We start from the raw sequence: 22,446 nt of genomic DNA on the forward strand, positions 1-22,446 counted from the left end.
TGGTGACTGTCATGGCTGCCGACACCACCTCGACCAGCACACTCCGCTTCGGCGTCAAGACGACGCCCATGCACCTCACTTACGACGAGATCCTCCGCGTCTGGGAGGAGGCCGACGAACTACCCGAACTCGACGACGCCTGGCTGTGGGACCACCTGATGCCGCTCGCCGGACCGCCCGGCGGCGCCATCCTGGAAGGCTGGACGCTGCTGGCCGCTCTCGCCGCCCGCACCACGCGACTCCACCTCGGGCTGCTGGTCACCAGCAACCGCCTGCGCTCCCCCGCCCACCTCGGGAAGATCGCCACCACCGTCGACGTCGTCTCCCGGGGACGCCTGGTCATGGGCCTCGGGGTCGGCGGCACCCGGCAACCCACGGGCCCCAACCCGGCCGTGGCCGAGTACGCCGCGTACGGATTCCCGCTCCCGAGCCCGGGCGAAGCCCTGGCCCGCCTCACCGAGACCATCGCGATCCTGCGCCGCATGTGGACCGACGAAGGCTTCGACCACGACGGCCCGTTCACCACCCTGCGCGGCACCCGCAACGGCCCCGGTCCGGTCCGCCCCGGCGGCCCGCCGCTGCTGCTCGGCGGCTGGGGCGACCGCATGCTGCGGATCGTCGCCGAGCACGCCGACATCTGGAACGTGCCCGGCCCGCCGCACAACAGCACCGCCTGGGTCGCCGACCGCACCCGCGCCCTCGACGCCCACTGCGCCGCGGTCGGCCGCGACCCCGCCGAGATCAGCCGTTCCGCCCAGATCATCGTCGACTACGCCGACCCCGCCACCACCCGCACCCACGTCCACGCCCTGGCCGCCGCCGGCATCGGCCACGTCGTCCTCGCGCTCCCCCGCCCCTATCCGACCAAGGCCGCACGATGGCTCGTCGACGAGATCGTCACGCCGGTCCGGGAGACCATCCAACGCTACTGAACGGCATTACCGCTTCTGCCCCTTCAGCCGAACAACGGTCCCGCGCCGGACTCCTACGCGCAGCAAGCACGAAGTCCGTCCAGGAGTCCCACGCCGCGACCCGCGCCTACGCCAAGGAGGCCGCGAAAAGCGGCGGTTGGCGCACGATCACGCTGCGGTTCCTGACCACACAGGTGTTCGCGCGCCAAGACGACGACCTGTTGTCCATGAAGGGCCCATCCGGGTGGCACCCGGCGTCGACATGCGGCTGGACCGGGGCTGCGCACGCCGCGGAGCGTAGGTTGCAACCAACCCGTCCGTCGGGTCGGGGGTGACCCGAGGGAGTTCAGCATGTCGACGCAACAGAGCACACGCGCGGCCCAGGCGACGCTACAAGTGGCGGATCAGCAGGTGGCGATGACCCTGGCCGGGATCGCGGCGACCGCTGCCACCCCGCGCCCGTCGGGAGAGTCGGTCGCCGAGCAGTGCACCCGGGTCATCCTCGGCGTCAACCAGCAGCTCGCCGACCCCGGCCTCGCCACCCAGGGCGACTGGAGCCTGCTGTGGGCCGCGCTGAGCGAGGACAACGCGAACATGGCCTACCTGGCCAGGTCCACCGACGGCTCCAACCAGTTCGCCGTGGTGCTGCGCGGCACGGTCGGCAACGTGACCGACCTGCTGGAGGACCTCGACGTCGGTACGGTCGTCCCGTTCACCGCCGTCGGCAAGCCGGCCGACCCGGTGTACGTGTCCAAGGGCGCGATGGAGGCGTTCAGCCAGGTCCTGGCCATGAGCGCGGCGGGCCTGACCCTGGTGGAGGCGCTGTCCGCCGCGCTCTCCGCGGCGCCGGCGAACCCGACGGTCCTCGTGATCGGCCACAGCCTCGGCGGCTGCCTGGCCACCATGGTCGCCCCGTACTTGCAGACGCTGACCTGGCCCGGCGCCACCGCACCGGTGTTCGGCCTCTACACCTTCGCCGCGCCCACCGCGGGCGGGCCGGACTTCGCGGCATACGTCACCGGCCCCGACCTGACCTGGGTCGTCAACGAACGCTACGTCAACTGCTACGACGTGGTGCCGCTGGCCTGGGAGAGCATCGACACGGCCAAGGGCTGGTACCCGGACAAGGGCCCGGCTGCCGACGTCGACACCAAGGCGGTCATCACCGCCCTCGCCTCCCTGCCCGGCCCCAACACGTACGTCCAGCCCGGCGCCTGCAGCCAACTGAACCCCGATTACGACATCAACGACTCGAACCTGCAGAAGAAATCCCTGCAGGACTTCATGGGTCAGGCCGCGTATCAGCACGCCAACAACACCTACTTGGGCCTGCTCAACGCGCCGCTCCTGCCGATGGGCCCGCAGGTCGCCGGCATCACGCCCGACACCGGTGGGGCCGGCACCCAGGTGACCATCACCGGCACCGGCTTCGACGCCGGCGCCATGGTCGACTTCGGCCCGTTCGCGTGCACGGACGTCACCGTCGGCGAGGGCGGCACCACGATCACCGCCACCGCGCCCGAGGGGATCGGCGTGGCGGCGGTGCGGGTCACCACCTGCCTGGGCACCTCCCCGGCCGTGGCCACCGCCCAGTTCGCCTACGGCGGCCCGTCCCCGGTGCGGGTCACCGGCATCACGCCGAACTCCGGCGCGGCAGGCACCCTGGTCACCATCACCGGCGTCAACTTCGGCTCCGACGCGAAGGTCTTCTTCGCCGGCGTACAGGCCCCCGGCCCGAACGTCTCCCCGCCGGACACGATCTCCGTCGACGCGCCCAAGGGCGTCACGGGCGTCGGCAAGCCGTCGACCGTCAACATCACGGTCGTGTCCAACGGCTATTCCTCCCCCGCCGGTCCCGCCGACGAGTACGCGTATCCGGAGCTGTGACCCTTAGGGGCGCGAAGTGCCCCCGCCCGACGGGGCGGGGGCACGGTCACCCGGCGGCGGCCACCGCGGCCGGCTGGTCGCCGAGAGTCGCCGTGGCGGTGCCGTCGCCTTGGCCGTCCCACCCACCGCACTAGCGGGGCACACCCAGCGCGTCGATGCGTCCCGCGCGCAGGATCCAGGCGCCGGTCGGCAGGGCACCCGCGTACGGCTGCTGCGTCGTGCCTGACGCGCGCCACAGCGGTGCGCCGGTGTCGGCGCGCAGGGCGTACAGCCGGCCCTTGTCGCCGACCGCATAGACGACGCCGCCAGAGGTGAACGGGTGGAGCTGCTCCGGCTCCCCGTCGACGTGCGGGGCGGTGAACGTCCACGGCATGCGACGGGCCTTCAGGTCCAGCGTGTAGACGCGGCCTTCCTCGCTGCCGACGTGCGCGCGGGAGTCCGCCAGGACGGGCCAGTCGGCGAGGTTGACCGATCCGTCGAGGGCCTGCCCGGCGTTGACGGCGAGGTTCCACTCGAGGTTGCCCGTGTCCGCGAAGCGGACGGTGATCATGCCGTCCACCTCGGCGGTCACGACCCGGCCGTCGCCGGCGACGACGGCGTGCACCAGGCTCTGCGTGACCTGGCGCCAGAGCCGCTGCGCGTCGGCAAGTGCGACGCCGCAGACAACTCCCTCGGGAATTCCGGCGTCCGTAAGGGTGTTGCCGCTGAGCACCAGCGTCCCGCCGCTCACGGCGCCGAACCAGAGGCTGTAGCGCGGGAACTCCTGGCGGCCGCGGGCCTGTCCGGTGCGGGCGTCGAGGATGTGGACGACACTGTCGTGGAGCGCGGTCGCTTCTTCGCCGCGCCGGGCGACCACCCACAGGGTGTCGGGGCCGGCCAGGCCGACGGTCCCGTCGGGGGCGCCCGCGTCGAAGCTCCACGCCTCGGGGCGGGAGCCGTCCAGCGCCAGCGACCGCACCACGCCGTCTTTGCCGTAGGCGAACGCGGTGCCCTCGTGCGCTTCGAGCGAGACGACGTCCGGCCGCCGCCACACGACGCGCCCGCTCGCGGGGTCCAGCACGTACCAGACGCCGACCTTGTCGAGCGCCGTCACGAACTCACCGAACGGGATGCACAGGCCGACACCCGTGTCGAGCGCCGACTGCCACACCTGCGTCCCGTCCGGGGCGACGCGGAACAGGGCGCCGGTGGTGCTCGCCGCGACCAGCCCGGAGGGATGCGGGTACGCCGACTCGAAGACCTGGCCGGATCGCGCGAAACTCCATGTCACCGACGGCTTTTGCCATTCGTCCCCGGCAAGGCGCTCCTCGAGGTACCAGGCGCCGGCCGCCCCGGGCAGCGCCAGCGCGGCGAGGCCGGTGAGAACGCGCCGCCGGGTCACGCGGTGACGCGCCTCGGCGGACAGGGTGTCGGCCTCGGCCTGGTGACGATCGATCAACTCGCGTACGGCGCCGGGCAGCCAGCCCTCGTCGTTGTGGACGCCGCTCTGCGTCCACACGGTGGCATCGTCGTCCTTCGGCGAAGCCCCAACGGTCGAGGGCAGATCCGCCGCGAGCAGCTCCGCCGCGTCGTCGAGCAGCGCCACGAGGCCTGCCGGCGTGGGGCGTTCCCCAGGGTCCTTGGCCAGGCACGCGTGAACAACCGGAAGCAACAACGGCGGCACCCCGCCGAGATCGGGGTCGTCGGACAGCGTCCGGGCCACCCTCGCCCCCGCCTCACCACCACCGAACGGGCCCGCGCCGCGCGCCGCGAACGCCACGGTCGCACCAAGTGCGAACACGTCGCTGGCCGGACCGGGCACGCCACGTATCTGCTCGGGAGCCATGTACCCCGGGGTGCCCAGTCCGTGCCCGGTCGCGGTGAGGGCCGTCGCCCCCTCGATGCGCGCGATCCCGAAGTCGATGACGCGCGGACCGGCCGCGGTGACCAGCACGTTGCGCGGGTTGAGGTCCCGGTGCACCAGGCCGGCGCCATGGATCGCGACGAGCGCCTCCGCGAGCCCGCGCGCCAGGACGAGCAGCGCGGGCAGTGGCAACGGGCCGCCGTGCGCGACCGCCTCCTGAAGCGCCGGCGCGGGGACGTACTCAGTCGCCAGCCAGGGACGTTCCGCATCGGGATCGGCGGCGACCAGCGCCGCCGTGAACGGCCCGCGCACCGTACGGGCGGCCAGCACCTCATGCTTGAACCGCCGCTGGTACGCGTCGTCCGCCTGGTGGCGGTCCAAGATCACCTTCACCGCCACGAGCCGCCCGCCGCGCCCCGCCGCGACATAGACCCGGCCCATGCCACCCTGCCCCAGGAGCCGCAGCACCCGGTAAGGCCCGATCTCGCGCGGGTCCTCCTTCCCCAACGCCTCCACGCGGCCCGCCCCCTTCCCGGGCCCCGGCCGCGCAGCCCGCGTGTGGCACCCCCGGCGGCAGGCTAGTGCCGTACCGCCACCCGGCACCGGCGAACGCCCGAGATCGACCGCCCCAGCCCGAGTAGGCACAAGAACCCCCAAGCCTCACACATTGCGCACAGATAGTCACAACCTGCAACCCACCAGGGAGCTGCTCGCCAGCCCGGCCCAGCCGCAGGATCATGGATGTACAAGGACAAATCCATAGAAAGAGGAGGCGTCATGTCCACCATCAAGGACAGCGTCGACATCGACCGCCGTCCTGAGGACGTCTTCGCCTACGTCACCGACTGGTCGAACCTGCCCGAGTGGCAGGAGAGCGCCGTCGCCGTGCGCCCGATGAGCTCCGAGCCGCTGGGCCTGGGCTCCAAGGTGCAGGTGACCCGCCGGCTCGGGCACCGCGAGATGACCGCGACGATGCAGATGACCGAGCTCGACCCGCCCCGCTCCTGGCGCGCCGACGGCATCGACGGCCCGGTGCGCGGCCACGTGCACGGAACGATCGAACCACTGGGCGACGGCGATCGCTCACGCATGACGATGGAGCTCGACTTCGAGTCGCACGGCCTCGGCAAGGTCATGGTGCCGCTCGTCGTCCGGCCGCACGTGAAGAAGGAGATGCCGCGCAACGACCGAAAGCTGAAGGAGCTGCTGGAAAAGCGGTGACCGCGCCCTGACGCCCCGCCCCCGCCGTGCCGCCGGAGCGCACGCTCAGACGGCCCTTCGGCACGACCAAGCCGCTCTCTGGCGGAAATACACCACGGCGTACGGTACTTAACCGCTCCCCCGCGTGGGTACTGACACTTCGTCCCCTCCTTCCCGCCCGAGCCGCCGTGAGCAGCGCCGCCCAGCGGAGCCGTGGACTGCCCGACTCCCGCCGGTTCTTCCGCCGCAGGACCTCGTCCGGTACGGCGCACCGCACTCGGCGCCCGCGCATGCGGGCCGCGGCCAAGGGGGTTGCTGTGCAGCAAGGCCTCGCCGACCCGGACCGCACGCACGCCGACGGGCGGGCCCGCGACGCGCTGCCCGAGGGGGTCTGGGCGCTACGCACGCCGGTCTCCCCGTTCGCCGACCAGGCGAACGAGCACGTCGTGGCCTGGGCGCGCGGGCTCGGGCTGGTGTCCTCCGAGGCCGCCGAACACCGGCTCGCATCAGTGCGGTTGGGCGACTTCGCGGCACACGTCTACCCCACCGCGGCGCTCGAGGACCTGCTGCTCGCCGCGGACTGGATCGCGTGGCTGGACGTCCTCGACGACCAGAACGACGACCGCCGAACGGCCTTGGACCCACAGGGCTTCGAGGACTTCCTGGCGCGCGTCGCCGAGGTGACGTCCACGGGTTCCTACGGCACGGGCGCCGGGCCGATCGGTGAGGCTCTGCGCGATCTGTGGACCCGCACCCGGACCCGGGGCGGCGCCAGGCTGTGCCGCCGCCTCAGGCTGCACCTGCTGGACTACCTCGCCGGCAACCTGCGGCAGGCCGCCTATCGGGCGCTCGGGGACGTCTGCGACCTGGCCGAGTACGGGGCACTGCGCCGGGCCGCCGGCGGCATCCTCGTGACGTTCGACCTCGTCGAGATCGCAGGCGGCGCCGAACTCCTCCCGCCCGTCTACTACAGCAGGACCTACCAACGCCTCCTGACGGCCGCGGGCGACGTCGTGTGCTGGACGAACGACGTCCTCACCCTCGAGAAGGAAACCGCCACGGGCGACCTCCTCAACCTGGTCACCGTCCTCCGCGCGGCGCACGGCGGTCGCCGAAGCGACGCCCTCGCGCGGGCGCAGGCCCTCATGGAAGGCCGGCTCGACGACTTCCTCCGGGCCGAACGGGACGTGCCGAACCTGTGTACGGCGCTCGCGCTGGACCCCGCTCAGCGGCAGTCCCTGACCGCGTGCGTCGACGTGCTCCGGGCCTGGATGCGCGGCCACGCCGCGTGGGGCCTCGCCACCAGCCGCTACGGCCGCCTGCCCGCCGACCCCGGCTACCTCGAGGAACTGATCCCCGAACCGGCCGACGCCGGACGCACGCCCGACCCGTGACCGGCGTCGCCCGGTGCGGAGTCGGAGTGCGTGCTGGGACCCACCGACCGGAGGGGACGACCGTGCCGGACCGACAACACCCGCGCTTTCCCGGCCAAGCCCTGGTCATCGGCGCGGGCGTGGCCGGACTGACCGCGGCCCGAGTGCTGGCGGACCACTTCGAGCGCGTGCTGCTCGTGGAGGCCGGGGCGCTGCCGCCCGTCGCCGGACCGCGCGGCGGCGTCCCGCAGGCGCGGCACGTCCACGGCATGCTGGCGCGCGGCGCGAGCGCGCTGGAGTCGCTGTTCCCGGGCCTGCAGGCCGAGTTGGTCGCGGCGGGCGCGCCGCTGTTCGACCACGGACTGCTCGCCTCGACCACGGTGGCCGCCGGTCGCGTACCGCGCACACCAGGCGGCGTGCAGGCCCACGCCTTCTCGCGTGACCTCCTGGAGTGGGCGCTGCGCCGGCGGGTGGCCGAGCAGCCGCGCGTGAGCGTCCGCGACCGGTCCCCCGTCACCGGACTGTGCTGGGACGCGGACGCGACCCGGGTCGTCGGCCTACGGCTCGCCGACGGCGAAGTGCTGGACGCCGCCTTGGTGGTGGACGCCTCCGGCCGCTTCACCAGGCTGCCTCAGTGGCTGACCGAGGCCGGGCTTCCGCGTCCGGAACAACGCATCGTGGACGCGGGGTTGGCGTACGCGACGATGGTCTTCGACGCCCCCGCCAGGGACTTCGAGGCGTTGCAGCACGTGAACAGCGCCCCCGACCGGCCACGTGGCACGTTCGTCGTGCACGTCGAGGGCGGTCGCTGGATCGTCACCGTGTTCGGCGCCGGCGGAGACCACCCGCCCACGGACGAACGCGGCTGGCTCACGTTCGCCGCGGACATCGGCAATCCCGACCTCGACGAGCTGCTCGCGTCCGCGACACCGCTGGACGGCGTCGGCGTCCACGCGTTCAAACGCACGGAGAACCGGCTGAACAGGTATGCGGCCATGAGGCGTTGGCCGCGGCGCCTGGTGGCGATCGGCGACTCGGTCGCCGCGTTCGACCCGGTCTTCGGGCAGGGCATGACCGTCGCGGTGCTCCAGGCCCGGGCGTTGGGCGAGGCCCTGGCCCGGGCGGACGACCTCGACGCGGTCACCCGCCGCGTCCGGCGCCGTGCCGCGGCGATCACGCGGACACCCTGGCTGATGTCCGTCAGCGAGGACCTCGTGTGGCAGTACCACCGCGAACGGGGCACGCCGCCACTGTGGTTGCGCCCGGCCCTCTGGTACAAGCGGCGGTTGGTCCGGCTCGTGGTCGCCGACCCGGAGGTGTTCCGCACGTTCCTGGGCGTCTACCACATGGTCAGGTCCCCGACCGCGCTCGCGGCCCCGCGGACGCTGGCCAAGGTGCTCTTCAAGGCCGGCCGCTACGGGCCAGGCGGGACCCGCCACGACGGCACGACGTAGAAGACGGACGGGCCAGATCCGAACACAGACGGAAGGCGGTCGTCGACCATGTCGGAAACCCAGCAGATCCGCCTGGGCGCCTGGGCGGGGATAGCGAACCTGCTGCTCTCGCTGGCGGTCCTGCTCACCACCCGCGACTCCTGGAAGTTCTGGCCCGTCCGCGGCGACTCCGACGCGGAGTACGCGGCCTGGTTCCACCACAACTCGACCGGGGCGTCGGCCCAGACCTACTCCACGAACATCGGCGCGCTGCTGGGCCTTTGGTTCGCCTTCTCGCTGACCCGAGCGCTGCGCCTGCCCCGCGACTCCATCCTGGCCTTCACCATGCGGACCTGCGCCGCCGTCATCGTGGCCGGGATGATCGTCGTCAACGCGATGTTCAGCGTGACGAGCACCCCGCAGTTCATCGACAACCCCGCGTCCTGGCCCCTGCTCCGCGCCTTCACCGAGGCGTCCCTGCACACCTTCTACGGCCTGCTCGCGGTCTTCGCCTTCTTCCTCCTCGCGGCGGCCACGGCGATCCAACGCACCCGCGAACTACCGCCCTGGACCGCCTGGACCGCCGCCGCAGCCGGCCTGATCACCCTCGCCGCAGGCCCGATCGCCCTCATCCGCTCCGGATGGCTGGCACCACTCTCACTGCCCTCCGTCACCCCGTTCTTCCTCTTCTGGCTCTGGGTCGCGGCCGTCAGCCTGGCCATGCTGCGCCTGCCCCCACGCGACGCCCCGAAACCCGAGCACCGACCATAGAACACGGCGCAGCAAACGGGCTGGCGCGCCGTCAGCGGAGCTTCCAGATGCGGATGCCGCCGGCACCGCTGCTGGCCAGGATCTTGCCGTCGGGGCTGAAGGCCGCCGCGTACACTCCGTCCGCGTGTCCGGGGAGTTCGGCGGTCCGCGCCCGCGTGGAAAGGTCGCGCATCGCCACGGACTTGCCTTCACCGACGGCCAGGGCCCTGCCGTCGGGGCTGAAGGCCATGCACTTGCTGGTCGCGAAAGTGGCGGTCTGGTTCCGGGTTGCCACGTCCCACAGGCGGACAACACCGTCACTGCTACTGGCCAGCGTCTTGCCGTCGGGGCTGAACGCCACGGATTCCACGGCTTCCTCGCGGTAGGAGCGGATGAGCTCCCGGCGGCCGAGGTCCCAGAGCGACACCGTGTCCCCGCCTCCGCTGGCCAGGATCTTGCCGTCCGGGCTGAAGGCCAGCGAGAACACATCGCCGGTGTGGCCGTTCAGATGGAACAAGGAGCCGTCCCCATCGCTGCCGAACAGGCGCGGCGCCAGCAACGCGCTTGCTGCTCCTACGGCCAGCGTGCCGCCGCCCAGGAGAAGGGCGCGGCGGCTCGGTCGGCGGCGGGAGGAGTCGGGGCTGCCGTCTTCCGCAGGCGTGGTTTCCGGCGCGGCGGTGTTCCGCTCGGTGATGGTGCCGGGTGCTGTGGTGCCCGGTGCTGTGGTGCCCGGTGCTGTGGTGCCCGGTGCTGTGGTGCCCGGTGCTGTGGTGCCCGGTGCTGTGGCTGCGGCGGACCTGGTGGCTGCGGAATGAACCCCAGGGTCGGCACCGGGTACGTGCAAGGCGCCCAGGAGCCGGGCGGTCTCGGGTCCGTCCGGCCGTTGTTCGGGGTCCTTGGCCAGGAGCCGGCGCAGAACGACCTCCAGCGGCCCGGCGTTGGGGGCGGGTGGGAGCGGGCCGGTCAGGACGGCGGTGATGAGAGCCGTCAGGGTCGGCCCGTCGAACGGAGGCCGTCCCTCGACCGCGGTGTACAACGTCGCGCCCAGGGCCCACAGGTCCGCGGCCCCTTCGACCCGGCTGCCCTCCAGCTGTTCGGGAGCCATGTAGTGCGGCGTGCCGACGAGGGTGTGCGTACTGGTGAGCCCAGCGGCGTCCAGCACCCGGGCGATGCCGAAATCCGTGATGACCGGACGGTCGCCGGACAGCAGCACGTTGTCGGGTTTCAGGTCCCGGTGAACCACCCCCGCGGCGTGCGCATGTGCCAGGGCGTCGGCCAGCAGCGCGCCGACGGCCGCTGCCCGCTCCCAACCCAGCCGCCCGTGCCGGGCCAGGTGTACGGCGAGCGAGGGGCCGCGGACCAGCTCCATCACGATCCACGGCGCGCCGTCGTGCTCGGCCACATCGAACACCGTCACGATGCCCGCGTGCTGGAGCCGGGCCGTGGCCTGCGCCTCGCGCTTGGTGCGCGCAGTCAGCTGGTCGCGCAACGCGTCCGGCAGGTCGGCGCGGAACAAGAGCTCCTTCACTGCTACTTCGCGGTTCAGAACGTCGTCGTGGGCACGCCACACCCGCCCCATGCCGCCCTGCCCGACCGGCTCGACCAACCGGTACCGTCCGCCGACCCGCAGCCCCGCTGTCCCCGTCACAGCGATCACCCTAACGACGCACCCAACCGCGCGTCCGAGCAGTTCGCCTGCCGGGCGATGCGTGGCTTTTGCCCTCGCCCGCGCCCTCGAAGGCCGAGAATCTTCTGTGCCTGCACATTTCGGAACGGGGGCGCGGTGGACGGGATTCTGAGGCTCACGGCGACGGTCTTGTCGGTCGTGCAGAAGCACGCCTCGCAAGGGGCGGGGGCGAAGACGGTGGAAAAGCCGGTCCGCTTGGAAGGCCGCTTCAAGGCCAAGCGCGGCCAAGGCACCGTCGAGGCGGACGCGTTGACGGCGCTGACGGAGAAACTCGCGCTGCGACTCGCCGACGACGAGCTGGAGTTCGCCCGGCTGGAGCCCGAGGAGGGCGAGCGGGTGCTGCTGGCGGTGCAGTCCACACTCGGGGCTGAGATCACGATGGCGGCGTTCCAGTCCGCCCACGCGAACCCGGTGGCGCTGCGACGGCTCCTGGTCGAAGCGAGCGGCGTGCCCGGGGAGAGCGAGCCGCCTGGTTTCACCGAAGCGGCGGCGCAACTCTACGAGCGGCTGCTGGAAGTCTGCTGCGAGCACATCGTCGAACACTTCACCAGGCGCCCCGAGTTCGCGACCCGTGCGCTGCTCCAGCAGAGCCAGGACCTCGGCGAGCTCCTGCGCCGGGTACCGGAGCCCGCGTCCGTCGACGCGTTCGGCGAACGCTACATCCGGAGCATCAAGCAACAGCTCGACCGGACGGACGCACTCGGGGCCGACCTGCACCCCGAGGAGGACTCGTACCGGCTCACGACCGCCTACGTGAACCTGCTGCTGCGCAAGGCACCGTCGGGCTTCACGGCAGGCGGCCTGGCCGGGATGTCGGGCGTCGCCGGGCCCCTGGAAAGCGTGCTCGCGCAGTCGCCGCGGCTGCTGTTGGAGGGGCCCGCCGGATCGGGCAAGACCACGCTGATTCGGCGCCTGGCCCGGCACATCGCCGACGGAACCCTGCCGGCGCACCTGGAGGGCTGGAACAACCGCATCCCCTTTGTGCTGAGGCTGCGTTCGCTCCTGAGCGAGGGCCGGCTCCGGCTTCCGCAGCCGGAGGACTTCGTCCGCGAGTCGGGTTCGATGGTCAGCGGCGAGAAGCCCGACGGCTGGGTGTCGGCGTGCCTGGCACAGAAGCGGGGCGTCCTGCTCGTCGACGGGCTCGACGAGGTTCCGGCCGAGCACCGGGACGCCGTGGTGGAGTGGGTCGAGGAGATCTGCGGCGCCTACCCGTTCGCCTCCTGCATCGTCACCTCGCGCCCGCGCGTGATGACGAGGAGTGGGCGTATGCGCATGCAGGCTGCGGGCTTCGCGACGGCCGAGCTGCAGTCCATGAGCCGCACACAGGTGGGCGAGTTCGTCGAGCGCTGGCACCGGACGCAGGCGGCATACGGCGGTGACGCCGCCGAACTGGAGGAGTGCGGCCGCGCGTTGGACGCTGTCCTGGACGAACGACGCGACCTGGCACGGCTGGCCACCAATCCCCTGCTCTGCGCCCTGATCTGCGCGCTGCACCGGAACACGCACCGAGCCCTGCCCGAAGGGCGAAGCGAGCTCTACAGAGCAGCCTTGACGATGATGCTCGGCGGCCGCGAGAAGGCCCGGCGGATCGCGGCCGACCGCGTGCACCTGCAACCGCGCCAGAAGGAGAAGGTGCTCGGCGCGATCGCGATGTGGATGACGATGAACGGCCGCCGGTACGTGTCGAGGGCGGACGCGCTGGCCTGCGTCGAGAACTGCCTCCACCGCTTTCCGGTACGGCGCGGCGAAGAGCCGTACACGCCCGACGAGGTCCTCGACCATCTGGTCGATCGCAGCGGGCTGCTCCACGAAACCGAGGTGGACGTCCTGGAGTTCCGCCACGCAAGCTTCCAGGACTACCTGGCGGCCGGCGAGATGATCCAGGCGAACCACATCGACCACCTGCTGCGCAACGCCCGCGATCCGCTCTACCACGACGTGCTGATCATGGCGGTCAGCCACACGCAGGACGAGCCGGAACGGCAGCGGCGGATCCTCGACGGGCTCATCGAGCTGGCGAGCAACACGCAAAGCGACGCCGAGCGCCGGACGTACTGGCTGCTGGCCGGCGCGTCCACGTCGGACGTGGGCATGGTCGACCCCGACGTGGCACAGCGAATCGAGCAGGCCACACGCGCGTTGCTGCCCCCGACGAACGCCGAACAGGCCGAAATGGTCGCGGCGGCAGGAGAGTTCGTCCTCGACCTGCTGAGCCAGGCAGCCTCGGGCGGCGAGCTGACCGCCGACGAAGCGGTCTGGACGATCCATGCGGCCGTCATGGTGGCGGCTGACGACGCGATCCCGCTGGTGAGGAGGTTCCGCCATCGCCCCGAACTCAGCGTCAGGGCAGCGCTCGTCGCCAGCTGGAACCGTGTCCCGGACACCGAGCGCTATCTCCGCGAAGTGCTCGCGGAGGTCGACTTCGAGGGTCTCATCGTGACTGTCCCGTCACCGGAGTTCCTCACCGACCACGACGAGCTGCTGACGGCCACGGCCTTCAACCTGCCGGGGCACGCCGGCCCGTTTCCCGTCGAGTCGTTGACGAGGTTTCCCAGGCTCACGTTCCTGTACTTCGACCGCATGGCGGACCTGAACCTTGAGCCACTCGCCGAGCTCCCCGACCTGACCGAACTGGCCTTCGTCGCCGCAACGGCCCGGGACCTGACGGCGCTACGCGCCGTCCGCGGCTTGCGGAAGCTCTACTTCGTGGGCTCCATCAACGACGTCACCCCCCTCGCGACGCTGTCCGGCCTGAGGGTCCTGCACCTCATCGACACGCCCGTCGCCACCCTCGCACCGCTGGCGGCGTTGACGAACCTCGAGGAACTCTGCACGTTCAACTCGCACGTCAAAGACTTCGACAGCCTGGCCGGCCTTCCGAACCTGAAGATCAACGAAACCGAGCCGTTCAACTGGTTGCCGTGAGCTCGGGCGGCCATGGTCACATTCGGTGTCGATACCCGCCGCCAGTCGGACGGACTCCGGCACCGCGGCCCGTGGCGCAAGGCCAGTTCCGATCATCTTCTTTCATCCGCCCGATTCCCGGGCGGGGACGCGGCCGGTTCGTGAAGACTCGCCCGCGTTGCCGTCAACGGAGGGGCGTTCAGTGGGGACTGTCGTACGCAGGTCAGGAGTGGGCCGGTCCGTCGTCATCGGCGGCACCTTGGTGCTGCTTCTCGCCGGTTGTGGTTCGAGCGGAAGCGACGACACGGCCGACAACCGGGCCGACAACGCGGCGAACGCGCCGACCTCCAAAACCGTCCCGACCACCAAGTCGACATCCGACGGCAGCACCTGGCCCGCCTTCGCACCCGGCGAATGCGCCGACGGCCCCGGCACCCAGAAGTTCAAAAAGGTCCCGTGCTCGGGACCCCACCACGGCGAGTCGGTAGGCGTCGACACCATGCCGGCCACCCTGATCCCGACCACCATGGACTTCAACAAATACGTCCACGACACCTGCGACCGCCTGGCCCGCCCCCGCATCGACAAACAGCCGAACGCCGCCGACCTGCGCATCATGGACCTAGCCCCGGACTACACCAACTGGACCCAGAGCAACGACCACCGCCTCACCTGCGTAATCATCCGCAAAGACGACGGCCCCCTGACCGGTCCCCTGGTCTGAAACCCACGGCCGGCGGGGGCGGGTATCGCTGGTTGCTGACCGGACCACCGGTCAGCACCACAGCTCGGCGTCGCCGGTCGTCCTAGGACGGAGCCTTCTCGGAGAGCTCGCCGCTGGCGTCGATGCGGACGGCCTTCTGCGGCTTGTCGTTCCGGTCGGTCTTGTTCTTCTCGATCGCGTCCAGGACCTCGAAGCCCTCGACCAGCTCGCCGAAGACGACGTGCTTCCCGTCCAGGAAGCCGGTCTCGACGAAGGTGATGAAGAACTGGGATCCGTTGGTGTTCCGACCCGCGTTCGCCATGGACAGCAGGCCGCGCTTGGTGTGCTTGGCCTTGAAGTTCTCGTCCTTGAACTCTCCGCCGGGGTAGATGCTCTTGCCGCCGGTGCCGTTGCCCTTGGTGAAGTCACCGCCCTGGGCCATGAACTCCGGGATGACGCGGTGGAAGAAGGAGCCCGCGTAGCCGAAGCCCTTCTCCCCCGTCGACAGCGCGCGGAAGTTCTCGGCGGTCTCGGGCACGATGTCGCTGTACAGGCTGAAGACGAGGCGGCCCACCGGCTTGCCGTCGATCGAGATGTCGAAGTACGTCTGGGGTCGAGAAGTCATACCGGCGATCATGGCACACGCATCGTGGCGGCAAGCGCACGAACCGTGCAGTGTCGGGACGGGCGCGGATCCCTCGGCCTAGGCACACATCCAGCAGTACAGACGGTGCCCCCGGGCGACCGCCCGGCCGGCGAGCTCGGCCAGGTCGCGGAGGAATTCGCCCATATCCTCGATGTCCTCCGCGTCGGGCGGGTCATAGAACTGACCCGAGGCCGCCCAGCCTCGGGCGACGTACGTGAGCAGTTCCCGGTCGAAGGCGGCCAGCCGGTCCCGGAACACGTCGGTGAGCGCCACACTGACCACATCACCGTCTCCGACCATGGCAATCAGCTGTCCGTGCCGGGGATCGGCCTTGACCGCCTCCGCGCTCAGGCCGGTGACGAGCACCTCGGCGGGCACCAGGCCGACCACCGGATCGATGCCTTTGACCACCAGCTCGTCGTACCCGGTGCCGCTTGGCTCGTCGTCCTCGCGCACGACGGCCCGCGCGGCGTCTTCGTCATCAGCTGCGGCGTAGTAGCCGAACAGAACCCCCACACGGCGGATCCTGCCATCGGCCTCGGACAACCAGGCCGACCGTGCGCGTCGCTGGATTCGACTCTGAGCCGCACCATTCGACCGACGACAGTTACGGCCGCGCCATCGCCTGCTTCAACAGGCCGTAGAGCGCGTGCTGCTGTTCCGCACTGAGCGAGGCCAACGGCGTGTCCTGAGCGAGGAGTTCCATGAGCCGCTCGCGGGCGGCGACGCCTTCGGCGGAGAGAATGAGGAGCTTCGCGCGGCGGTCGGTGGGGTGGGCGCGTCGTTCGACCAGGCGCATTTTCTCGAGCTTGTCGATGACGAAAGTCGCGTTGGACGGCTCGCAGTTCATGCGCTCGGAGAGCTCCCGCATGGTCATCGGCCCGGTCATCTCCCGCAACGCGGTCGCCTGGGCCGCGGTGAGTCCCACGGTGGCGGCGCGCTCGCGCAGGTGGTCGGCGATCTGCTGGGCCAGCCCGCTGACCATGCCGCACAGGTTCCGCGCGGCGGCGACGTGCGACTCCGGGGGCATGGTCATACAGCCGACTCTAGCAAAACCATCAAGCAAACATATTTCAAGCTTGTATCTTTCTATCTTGATGCTTATGGTCGCTCCATCTCCCCAGGCCAGGGCAACACCCCACCGACACAAGGAGCGACGGATCATGAGGCACTCCACCGACGACCGGAACGCACGGCTGCGCCGACCGGCCGGCGTCCACACGGTGCAGCTCGGCGACATCCGCGTGTCCTACGTCCCCGACGGAGTGACACGGCTCAAGCCTCAAGTCGCGCTCCCCGACACCACCGACGCAGTGTGGGACGCACATCCCGAGTACCTGGACGAGTCCGGCAGCCTCGTAGCGAGCATCGGCGGCCTGTTGGTGGAGAACGGCGACCGCGCACTCCTCATCGACGCAGGGTTCGGGCCGCGCTCCTGGCCGCCCGGCGCCATCCACGGAGGCGCACTCGTCGACAGCCTGAACGAACTGGGCCGCAGGCCCGAGGAGATCGAGGCGGTCGCCTTCACCCACCTGCACCCGGACCACACCGGCTGGGCCTGGCTCCCCGCCCCCGGCACCGACCGTCCCGCGTTCGCCCGTGCCGACTACCTACTATCCGGACCGGAATGGGCCCGGCGCGACCTGCTGGGGGCGCAGGAGGCGGCCGTTCTGTCGCCGCGCGTCCGCACCGTGGACGACGGCCAGGAGATCTTCCCCGGCGTCCGGATGCGGATCACCGGCGGCCACTCCCCGGGGCACGCCGAGTACGTCATCACCTCGGGCGGGCAACGGCTGATCGCCTTCGGCGACGCCCTGATCTCCCCCATCCAGGTCGAACACCCCCACTGGTCCTCGTCCTTCGACCACGACCCGGCCACCTTGGCCGCCCACCGCCACCGCCTCATCGCCCAGTTGGCGGCCCCCGACACACTCGGCTTCGGCATGCACTTCGCCGACGTGGTCTTCGGCCACATCCGCCAAGACGGCGACCACCCGACCTGGCACCCCTGGGACGCCGACGCCTGAACCCGGCGCCAGCCGTGTCGGGGCGGCCAGGACCGGGTGGTGCGCCGTCGGGCATCGTGGGGTCCGCCGCGGGTGTCACACGGTACGGGTCACCGTGCCGACGTCCAGCGCGTCGCCGGCGACGAGGGAGAGCTTCGCGGAGGTCACTCGGTACGGGAGAAGGGCGTTGGCGCAGGTGGGCTCGGCGAGGGTGATGGTGGTCGGCGCCCCGAAGGCGACGGTCGTCCAGGTCCACTCGGGGCCGCCTGCCTGCGGGCCGGTGAAGGTCGGCGCTCCGGGCGGGAGGGCCTTGCCGTTCAGGGTCATGTCCACGCGATTGCCGAAGGGGCCGAACCGGATGCCGACGGATTCGCCGGTGGCGAGGCGGCCGTCGTAGTTGCCGATCAGGTTCGCGTCCAGCCAGGCGGCGCTGTCTCCTCCGCATGCCGAAGCCGCTGACGCTGCGGGAGCCGCCGTGACCGAGGTCGCGCAGGCCAACGCGACGGCGCCGAGCGTGGCGGCGAGGCGGGTGGCGAACTTCGAAGCGCGCATGAGGAGTCTCCTTGCCTCCCCGCACCGGCTCGTGCGGGACCGAATGGCTGCCGTACTCCTCCGAGGATGCAACCGTTCGGTGGGCGCCGTGTGGCGACCCGCTCGACACACCGCCGTAAGAGTGGCGCCTACATCGGGTCAGCTGCCGGGTGACGTCGGGGCCGGTACCAGCGGGGTGCCGTTCAGGTCGGTCTCGCCCTCGAACGACCACCACAGTTCCCCGTCCGAGGTCAGGTACGGCGCCTCGTCGCCGACGGTCCCGCCGTGGTGCAGCACCTCGGCGACCTCGTGCAAGTACGCGGCCGGGGAGGGCCATCCGTCGTCGAACGTGGACGTGTCGTCGTGGGCGGTCGCTGCGGTGCCGGTCGGCCATCGGAGGGAACCGGCTACACCGTCCGAGGGGATCACTCGTTCGCCGCGTAACCTCTCGGCGGCATCGAGGGCACCGTCACCTCCGCTCCCCGAGACACGGCGCCTTCGATCCCGGTGCCGGGAGCCCCCGTGATTCCGGACCGGCGAAGGAGCCCCCTGTCCATGTTCACCCGTATGCCGTCGGCGCTACTCGCGCAGGCCGTGTGTGCCGGAGCCCTCGCGACAGTGGTGGCCGGCGCGACGCCCGCATCCGCGCAGACGACCGTCCCGTGCAGCGCCACCGCCCTGTCCGCGGCCATCACCGCCGCCAACGTCTCCGGCGGAACCCTGGTGCTCTCGCCTGGCTGCACGTACGCACTCACCACGCCGCTGCCGGCGATCACCAACACGGTCACCATCAACGCGCGGCACAGCACCATCACCCGCACGTCCGCGGCCGGCTTCAGCATTCTGACCGTCGCCTTCGGCGGGAACCTCTCGCTCCTCGACGCCACCATCACCAACGGCGACGCGCCCGACTTCGGCGGCGGCATCGCGAACCACGGCGCGCTGACCGTGACCGGCAGCGCCATCGTCGGCAACCACGGGAACTTCTCGGGCGGAATCGGCGGCGGAACGGGAAGCGTCACCCATGTCGTCAAGTCCTCCGTCATGGACAACACCGCCAACAACAACGGCGGCGGTCTCGCCAACGACGGACAGATGACCATCGAGGACAGCCGCATCATCGACAACACGGCCGTCAACGGCGTCGGGGGTGCGGTCGCCAACGACGGGATCCTCGTGGTCTCCAGCAGCAACCTCAACGAGAACAGCGCGCACCGCGGCGGAGGAGTCGCCAACGTCGGCGGCGGCTTGACGACCCTCAACTCCAGCAACGTCAACAACAACACGGCCGACGTCCAGCCCGGAGGCATCCTCAACACCGGCGGCACCGTCACCCTGAACGCCAGCCGGGTCAAGGGCAACGACCCCACCAATTGCACCGGCAGCCCCGTCGCCGTTCCGGGATGCACTAACTGACCCGCACGAGCCCGCACCCCTGAGCGGTGCTTCAGGCCCCTGACCGGCAACACCGGTCAGGGGCCTTGGCGTTGGCGAAGAGTGCCGGCCCCGGCGGGTGTTCGCGGCGCACCGAACCGGCCTGGTCGCGGTGCCGCTCGGGATGACGCGGGACTCTCCTCGGAGAGGACGGTCTTCGCCGTCACAGCGAGCGTGCGTACGTCAGGTGGCCAGGTAGTCAAGCGGCGTGCCCAGGCAACGGGTGCACGCGAAGGCGAGCAGGCCGCCCTTCAGCTCCAGAAGCCGTCGCCGACACCGCCCCCCGACCGCCGGCCCGGTGCCGGCGTCGTCTTCGCTGCCGTCACCCGCTTGGCCGATCCCAGCGCGGCGCTGAAGACAGCCGCTGTAGCCGCGCGCGGGGCCGTACGGAGCACAAGGCGTCCCCGGATCCGGTGATCCTCCGGAAATGGCTGAGCGGGAAGGGTAGACACGGGAAGGCTATGGCCGTCGCCGTGTGCGGCGAGCGGTCCATCTAGGGCGAAGGCGACTGACTCCCATGTACGACGAAACCCAACAGCCCGCCCGGGGACGGCGCTACCTCGGCCTGCTGTGGGCCTTGGTACCGGCCGCGATCACGGGCGGGCTGTACTGGTTCGGACGCGAGTACACCCCCGACTACGCCGCCGACTTCTTCGGCAAGCAGTTCGCCGACGCGCAGCTGCTCAAGGCCCAGATGGGCACGGCCCTACTCGGCCTGGCGGCCGTTCAGGTGCTGCTCGCTCTCTGCATGTACGGCGTCATTCCGGGTCCCGACCGCTACATCCCCACGATCCACCGCGTGTGCGGCGTACTGGCGTTCGCGCTGTCTCTGCCCATCGCCATCCACTGCATTCACGCGTACGGCATCCCCCTCGGCAACACCCGCGTCACCATCCACGCGGTCGCCGCCTGCTTCATGTACGGCGCGTTCGCCGCCAAGATCATCGTGGTCCGCCACCGGCGCCTTCCCGGCTGGGCCCTGCCCGTCACCGGCGGCGTGCTGGTCGCCCTGATCGCGCTGGTCTGGTACACGGCCGCGCTCTGGGACCTGAACAATTACTCCGTACCCGGCCTGGAATAACAGAGGAACGCCAACACCCGCCCCCACGCATCGGCCGAGGCGTCCGCGAACTCCGGGGCCCCGCCGTCGAAGAACGAATGCGGCGCACCCGCGTACGTGACGAACTCGTGTGGCACGCCGGCCTCCTCGAGCGCGGCGTCGAACGCGGCGACCATGGCCGCCGGGATGGCCTCGTCAGCCCCGCCCCACAGCGCGAGGATCGGCGCGGCGAGCTCGTGCGCGAGCTGAAGCGGGCCGGGCGCAGGGCCGATCGCGTCGGGATATCCGTAGAACGAAACAACGCGGGCGAACCCGTACCCCGGCGCGGCGCAGCGGAGAGCCTGACGCCCGCCGAAGCAGAAGCCCAAGGCAGCGACGTCCCCTCCTCCAACCCGTTCGCGCAGGTACGCCGCCCCGGCTGCGAAATCGGCGTCGAGCCCAGCAGGCGTCAGCCCGAACAGCTCCTTCGTCCGACCGAAGTAGTCGATGGCGAGCGCCGGATGGCCCTGCTCCGCCAGGCGTTCGGCGACGGACTCATAGAACGGCGACAGGCCACGATTGTCGGGAAGCACCAAGACGCTTGGCCCCGACGGGATTTCGGGAAGCGCGCAGTAGGCGGCGACAGACGCGCCGTCGGCGGCTTCGAGGGTGACGTGGGCGGCGGAGGCGAGAGCAGTCCGCGCGGGCCCCGATACGGCGGGGCGGGCATCCGGTTCATGGCACACAACGAAATGCTAACCCTGAATTCGGAATTGACGTGCCATCATATCAGAAATGAGAAATTTCCAAAAGAGCAACGCGGCGACATTTCGATAACACCGCACCGGCCGCCGTCCTCGATCCCGCCACCCGATCCGCCCGCGGCCCCACGGTCGAGCACACCACGGCAGTGCGCGAACGCCGAACATGCGGTCGGTTCGCCGGTACGGCAGTGCAACGCCGTCGGAGCGGGGATCCTGTGTACGAGGGCATCGTCGGCTGCCGTAACCGATGGGGGCTTGGTGGCACGTCTTCCGAGAACACCTCGTGCATCGCAGGCGGTGATCGTCGTCGCGTGGGGAGTGCTCGGGGTCGTGCTGGCACTGGCGGCGGTCCTCGCTCCTTTGTGGATGGTCTCGTCAACGACGATCCCGGAGAGCGACCGTCGTTTGGAGCTGCAGAACTCGGTGCGAGGAACCCTGCTTCAGGCGGCTGCCGGGACCATGGTTCTGGCCACCGCGGTCCTTGCGTACTACCAGCTGCGGTCGTCGCAGAAGCAAACCGAGATCGCCGGAACAGACCTCGACATCCGCATCGTCGAGCAACTGAACAGCGGCACCCCGGAGATCAGGCTCGCCGGGATCCTGGGGCTGGAACGCGCGGCCGCGCGCGAACCGCAGGATCTCGAGCGTGTCCTACAGCTGCTCGAGGTTTTCGCCCGCCGCAGCGTCCCGCTCAACCGGTCGCAGCCGACCGCACCTGAGCCGCCTCCGCTCGGGGTCCGACACCCCGAGGTTCAAGAGGCGCTCCGCGTGTACACGCACATCCGCCCCGTCCTGGGCTGGTCCGAGGTGACCGCGCAGCACGAGCGCAACATCGCGGAGCAGCGATTCGACGCCCCGACCTTCCAACTCGTCGATCTTCGCGGTGCGGACCTCCGCTACGCGAACCTGCAACTCTGCGACCTGCAGAGCTCCTCTATGCGAGGGGCCAATCTCTCACGGGCGGACCTGCTCGGGGCGCAACTGAGCGGCTGTGACCTGACCGGGGCGATTCTGCCCTTCGCGCGGCTGGGCCAGTGCACACTCGTTCTCGCCAAAGCCGACAAGGCGTTCGCGATGAACGCGACGTCAGGGCCGCTGACTTCTCGCAGGCCGCCGTAACCGGGGCCATCTGGACAGGCGCCCGGGCGGATTCGTCGACCCGGTGGCCCCCCGGCTTCGATCCCATCGCGGCCGGGGGTCCGAATCACCTAGGCAGCGTTTTGAGGATCTTGTGACTGTCGTCCCGGTCGATCGTTGTGCTGGTCGTGGGTCGTGGTGATCTGACGCAGGCCGAATGGGACGTGCTGGCACCGCTGTTGCCAGCGACGGGTGGCT

General features: G+C 70.7%; 20 protein-coding genes. 12 read left to right on the top strand and 8 right to left on the bottom strand.

The window, feature by feature from the left end; genetic code table 11:
* The first annotated feature begins 11 nt into the window (after positions 1-11).
* The gene (locus QI554_RS33880) at positions 12-932 is read left to right on the top strand and encodes an LLM class flavin-dependent oxidoreductase (protein WP_281475664.1); all 921 of its coding nucleotides are present in this window, start codon (positions 12-14) and stop codon (positions 930-932) included.
* Positions 933-1,262: 330 nt separating this feature from the next.
* Positions 1,263-2,798 carry an IPT/TIG domain-containing protein gene (locus QI554_RS33885; RefSeq protein ID WP_281475665.1) on the top strand — a complete coding sequence of 512 codons (1,536 nt, stop codon included), beginning with the start codon at positions 1,263-1,265 and terminating at the stop codon, positions 2,796-2,798.
* 130 nt (positions 2,799-2,928) lie between these two features.
* Here the strand turns inward: QI554_RS33885 and QI554_RS33890 are convergent, their stop codons facing one another.
* A complete protein-coding gene (locus QI554_RS33890) occupies positions 2,929-5,157 on the bottom strand; it encodes a protein kinase domain-containing protein (protein ID WP_281475666.1) in 2,229 nt (742 codons plus the stop codon).
* A gap of 261 nt (positions 5,158-5,418) precedes the next feature.
* On the opposite strand from QI554_RS33890, the gene QI554_RS33895 reads away from it, so the two are divergent.
* The 4 genes from QI554_RS33895 (at position 5,419) to QI554_RS33910 (ending at position 9,418) form a co-directional block, all read left to right on the top strand.
* Entirely contained in the window at positions 5,419-5,862 is a 444-nt protein-coding gene (locus QI554_RS33895; RefSeq protein ID WP_281475668.1) for an SRPBCC family protein, read from the top strand.
* A gap of 296 nt (positions 5,863-6,158) precedes the next feature.
* On the top strand, positions 6,159-7,235 hold the full coding sequence (locus QI554_RS33900; protein ID WP_281475670.1) for a terpene synthase family protein: 1,077 nt from the start codon (positions 6,159-6,161) through the stop codon (positions 7,233-7,235).
* Between the two features lie 62 nt (positions 7,236-7,297).
* Positions 7,298-8,668, top strand: a complete 1,371-nt coding sequence (locus tag QI554_RS33905) for an NAD(P)/FAD-dependent oxidoreductase (RefSeq protein ID WP_281475672.1) — start codon at positions 7,298-7,300, stop codon at positions 8,666-8,668.
* 48 nt (positions 8,669-8,716) lie between these two features.
* Entirely contained in the window at positions 8,717-9,418 is a 702-nt protein-coding gene (locus QI554_RS33910; protein WP_281475674.1) for a hypothetical protein, read from the top strand.
* A 31-nt stretch (positions 9,419-9,449) separates the two neighbouring features.
* On the opposite strand, the gene QI554_RS33915 is transcribed toward QI554_RS33910, so the two are convergent.
* Positions 9,450-11,045 carry a WD40 repeat domain-containing serine/threonine protein kinase gene (locus QI554_RS33915; protein WP_281475676.1) on the bottom strand — a complete coding sequence of 532 codons (1,596 nt, stop codon included), beginning with the start codon at positions 11,043-11,045 and terminating at the stop codon, positions 9,450-9,452.
* A gap of 135 nt (positions 11,046-11,180) precedes the next feature.
* On the opposite strand from QI554_RS33915, the gene QI554_RS33920 reads away from it, so the two are divergent.
* Both QI554_RS33920 and QI554_RS33925 read left to right on the top strand, forming a co-directional pair.
* Positions 11,181-14,009 (top strand): NACHT domain-containing protein, encoded by a 2,829-nt coding sequence (locus tag QI554_RS33920; RefSeq protein WP_281475678.1) that lies wholly within the window; start codon positions 11,181-11,183, stop codon positions 14,007-14,009.
* 181 nt (positions 14,010-14,190) lie between these two features.
* Complete coding sequence (locus tag QI554_RS33925; RefSeq protein ID WP_281475680.1) at positions 14,191-14,712, top strand: septum formation family protein; 522 nt, start codon at positions 14,191-14,193, stop codon at positions 14,710-14,712.
* A gap of 82 nt (positions 14,713-14,794) precedes the next feature.
* On the opposite strand, the gene QI554_RS33930 is transcribed toward QI554_RS33925, so the two are convergent.
* From QI554_RS33930 to QI554_RS33940, 3 genes are all read right to left on the bottom strand, one after another.
* Positions 14,795-15,316 (bottom strand): peptidylprolyl isomerase, encoded by a 522-nt coding sequence (locus tag QI554_RS33930; protein WP_281475682.1) that lies wholly within the window; start codon positions 15,314-15,316, stop codon positions 14,795-14,797.
* 78 nt (positions 15,317-15,394) lie between these two features.
* Complete coding sequence (locus QI554_RS33935) at positions 15,395-15,853, bottom strand: hypothetical protein (protein ID WP_281475683.1); 459 nt, start codon at positions 15,851-15,853, stop codon at positions 15,395-15,397.
* A 91-nt stretch (positions 15,854-15,944) separates the two neighbouring features.
* Positions 15,945-16,373, bottom strand: a complete 429-nt coding sequence (locus QI554_RS33940; RefSeq protein ID WP_281475684.1) for a MarR family winged helix-turn-helix transcriptional regulator — start codon at positions 16,371-16,373, stop codon at positions 15,945-15,947.
* A 127-nt stretch (positions 16,374-16,500) separates the two neighbouring features.
* Here QI554_RS33940 and QI554_RS33945 point away from each other — a divergent pair, with 127 nt between their 5' ends.
* A complete protein-coding gene (locus QI554_RS33945) occupies positions 16,501-17,364 on the top strand; it encodes an MBL fold metallo-hydrolase (RefSeq protein ID WP_281475685.1) in 864 nt (287 codons plus the stop codon).
* 75 nt (positions 17,365-17,439) lie between these two features.
* On the opposite strand, the gene QI554_RS33950 is transcribed toward QI554_RS33945, so the two are convergent.
* Both QI554_RS33950 and QI554_RS33955 read right to left on the bottom strand, forming a co-directional pair.
* Entirely contained in the window at positions 17,440-17,895 is a 456-nt protein-coding gene (locus tag QI554_RS33950) for a hypothetical protein (protein ID WP_281475687.1), read from the bottom strand.
* Between the two features lie 138 nt (positions 17,896-18,033).
* On the bottom strand, positions 18,034-18,303 hold the full coding sequence (locus tag QI554_RS33955; RefSeq protein WP_281475689.1) for a hypothetical protein: 270 nt from the start codon (positions 18,301-18,303) through the stop codon (positions 18,034-18,036).
* Between the two features lie 126 nt (positions 18,304-18,429).
* Between QI554_RS33955 and QI554_RS33960 the strand changes: the two genes are divergently transcribed.
* Together QI554_RS33960 and QI554_RS33965 are read left to right on the top strand one after the other, a co-directional pair.
* Entirely contained in the window at positions 18,430-19,290 is an 861-nt protein-coding gene (locus QI554_RS33960) for a hypothetical protein (protein WP_281475690.1), read from the top strand.
* A gap of 535 nt (positions 19,291-19,825) precedes the next feature.
* Entirely contained in the window at positions 19,826-20,389 is a 564-nt protein-coding gene (locus tag QI554_RS33965) for a DUF6529 family protein (RefSeq protein WP_281475692.1), read from the top strand.
* Here the strand turns inward: QI554_RS33965 and QI554_RS33970 are convergent.
* Complete coding sequence (locus QI554_RS33970) at positions 20,365-21,093, bottom strand: dienelactone hydrolase family protein (RefSeq protein ID WP_281475694.1); 729 nt, start codon at positions 21,091-21,093, stop codon at positions 20,365-20,367. The genes QI554_RS33965 and QI554_RS33970 overlap by 25 nt on opposite strands.
* Positions 21,094-21,408: 315 nt before the next feature.
* On the opposite strand from QI554_RS33970, the gene QI554_RS33975 reads away from it, so the two are divergent.
* Positions 21,409-22,230 (top strand): pentapeptide repeat-containing protein, encoded by an 822-nt coding sequence (locus QI554_RS33975; RefSeq protein ID WP_281475696.1) that lies wholly within the window; start codon positions 21,409-21,411, stop codon positions 22,228-22,230.
* Positions 22,231-22,446: the final 216 nt, after the last annotated feature.

Origin of the sequence: Yinghuangia seranimata (assembly GCF_029953285.1) — a bacterium.
Lineage (GTDB): Bacteria > Actinomycetota > Actinomycetes > Streptomycetales > Streptomycetaceae > Yinghuangia > Yinghuangia seranimata.

Bases quoted from the DNA above. Each gene is read 5' to 3' on its own strand.
- QI554_RS33880 (WP_281475664.1), top strand. From the start codon at position 12: ATGGCTGCCGACACCACCTCGACCAGCACACTCCGCTTCGGCGTCAAG.
- QI554_RS33885 (WP_281475665.1), top strand. From the start codon at position 1,263: ATGTCGACGCAACAGAGCACACGCGCGGCCCAGGCGACGCTACAAGTG.
- QI554_RS33895 (WP_281475668.1), top strand. From the start codon at position 5,419: ATGTCCACCATCAAGGACAGCGTCGACATCGACCGCCGTCCTGAGGAC.
- QI554_RS33910 (WP_281475674.1), top strand. From the start codon at position 8,717: ATGTCGGAAACCCAGCAGATCCGCCTGGGCGCCTGGGCGGGGATAGCG.
- QI554_RS33930 (WP_281475682.1), bottom strand. From the start codon at position 15,316: ATGACTTCTCGACCCCAGACGTACTTCGACATCTCGATCGACGGCAAG.
- QI554_RS33940 (WP_281475684.1), bottom strand. From the start codon at position 16,373: ATGACCATGCCCCCGGAGTCGCACGTCGCCGCCGCGCGGAACCTGTGC.
- QI554_RS33945 (WP_281475685.1), top strand. From the start codon at position 16,501: ATGAGGCACTCCACCGACGACCGGAACGCACGGCTGCGCCGACCGGCC.
- QI554_RS33950 (WP_281475687.1), bottom strand. From the start codon at position 17,895: ATGCGCGCTTCGAAGTTCGCCACCCGCCTCGCCGCCACGCTCGGCGCC.
- QI554_RS33960 (WP_281475690.1), top strand. From the start codon at position 18,430: ATGTTCACCCGTATGCCGTCGGCGCTACTCGCGCAGGCCGTGTGTGCC.
- QI554_RS33965 (WP_281475692.1), top strand. From the start codon at position 19,826: ATGTACGACGAAACCCAACAGCCCGCCCGGGGACGGCGCTACCTCGGC.